The sequence below is a fragment of the Moritella viscosa genome (assembly GCF_900120065.1).
Classification (GTDB): Bacteria; Pseudomonadota; Gammaproteobacteria; order Enterobacterales; family Moritellaceae; genus Moritella; species Moritella viscosa.
In genome coordinates, this window is the sequence record NZ_FPLG01000070.1 from 1 (window position 1) to 1,643 (window position 1,643).

The 1,643-nt window shown below is 36.9% G+C and carries 2 protein-coding genes; one reads left to right on the top strand and one right to left on the bottom strand.

The annotated features are described in order from the left end of the window. A partial coding sequence (locus tag BT797_RS24090) for a hypothetical protein (RefSeq protein WP_217653256.1) occupies positions 1 to 200 on the top strand: 200 nt, incomplete at its 5' end. A gap of 18 nt (positions 201 to 218) precedes the next feature. Here BT797_RS24090 and BT797_RS10140 read toward each other — a convergent pair. Next, entirely contained in the window at positions 219 to 716 is a 498-nt protein-coding gene (locus tag BT797_RS10140; RefSeq protein WP_045111694.1) for a PaaI family thioesterase, read from the bottom strand. Between the last annotated feature and the right edge of the window lie 927 nt (positions 717 to 1,643).

The window sequence follows — 1,643 nt, forward strand, 5'->3', positions numbered from 1 at the left end:
TGATGTTGTGGCAGAAAATGTTCCACCATGAGATGTTACGGTCAATAGTTGTTAAGCTACCTTTCAACAGTGTCCACTCTTTATCAGAATACCAAACCAATTTCTCATCATTATGCTGTAAGAAAGGGATTCAAAATACTTCTTTGGCATTGCGCGCCGAATATCTTATAGAGTTACTTGTTCTTGCTTGCTATCCATAAAATTAAATCCCGATGTACTTAACTTAGTATCAAACAAGTTACTGATGCTGTCGCTAATAACTTCCCTGAAGCGTCTAGCAAGCGTCCTTCACCCACTGCTGTTTTTCTACCTGTGTGAATTGCATTACCTTCACAAATGACTAAGCCTGTTTCGATCGTAATTGGTCGAATAAAGTTTACTTTTAGATCGATAGTGCTAAACCCTACTCCCTGCGGCAAAGTGGTGTGAACTGCGCAGCTTATACAAGAATCTAATAGTGTAGAAAATACACCGCCATGTACTCCACCAATAGTGTTGTAGTGATATTCTTCTGCGTTAAATTCAAAGCGCATATAACCCTCATCTACGTCACAATTATCGACCCCCATCAAGCTCATAATTGGTGGCATAGGAAGATCACCATCAGCGATGCTTTTTAAATAGTCGTAACCACTCATTTTCATTGCGCTTTTAGCGCCAATCATAGGATCTGCCCAATCAAATGTTCTTGTTCTATTTTCAATGATGTTTTTCATATTCACATTCCTTTGTTGTTTAAATATTTAATCGTGGTTTCTTCAGACCAATATCTTCCCTTGGATTTAGGAAGCCCACATATCCGCCATATCGAGGCATTTAAAGCGATAAGTTCGGATTATTGTTAACTTCATTGGTTTGGGGCCATGAATTTTTGGAAGAAGCCTTTCTATCCTTTTTGCTATATCTTGTTTTTTTACAAATAGATGACATGAGAAAGGAAAGTTGGCTGTTTAACACCCTGTTTTGATCATTTAGAATTCGACGCATACTACTAAATCCGTCCTTGGAATATTGTTATTTAATTTAAGCTATTAGTATTCTTTCTGTGCTTACCAATTAAACTCTAATTTTACTGTGAGCTTTTATGGTATTAGTTTATCCAATCATGTGAACGACCCACTCGCAGCGGCTCCATTGAGATGTTTTAGTTTTTAAGATTTTGAAATGATGATAGTTTTAATTTTTAGTTCATCATAACGTCCTTATAAATATTAAATTTTAGCTGCTTGAGTCGCTATCAACCCGACCGCAAAAATGTAACAAAATGATTACAACCACGCTACACAAATCAGTAGTAAAGAGGTACAAACGTGATCCGCGTAGCTATTTTTTTGGGGGGAGATGTGATTTATTAGGTTAATATACAGCCTTACGTACTGCATATAACCAGAAGCATGCGCACACAAGAACGTCACTAAAGCGCTTATTTATATATATTAACTTAGCTAGAACGGGCTAAAATGAAGGGTTATTTTTCACTAAATTAGGGGAATCAAGTGGCGCTTTTTCCGTCGACTTGAATATGGCAACAACCAACAGAACCTATACCAATGAAGACAAGGCTTTACCATTTTCACAACTCACATACGTTCGGCCAAATACACTCATTAGTGTAAAACTTATCAGAACAATAAGCAGTATCT

What these genes read in the sequence shown, in the direction of transcription:
- BT797_RS10140 (WP_045111694.1), bottom strand. Translation starts at nt 716, where the DNA reads ATGAAAAACATCATTGAAAATAGAACAAGAACATTTGATTGGGCAGAT.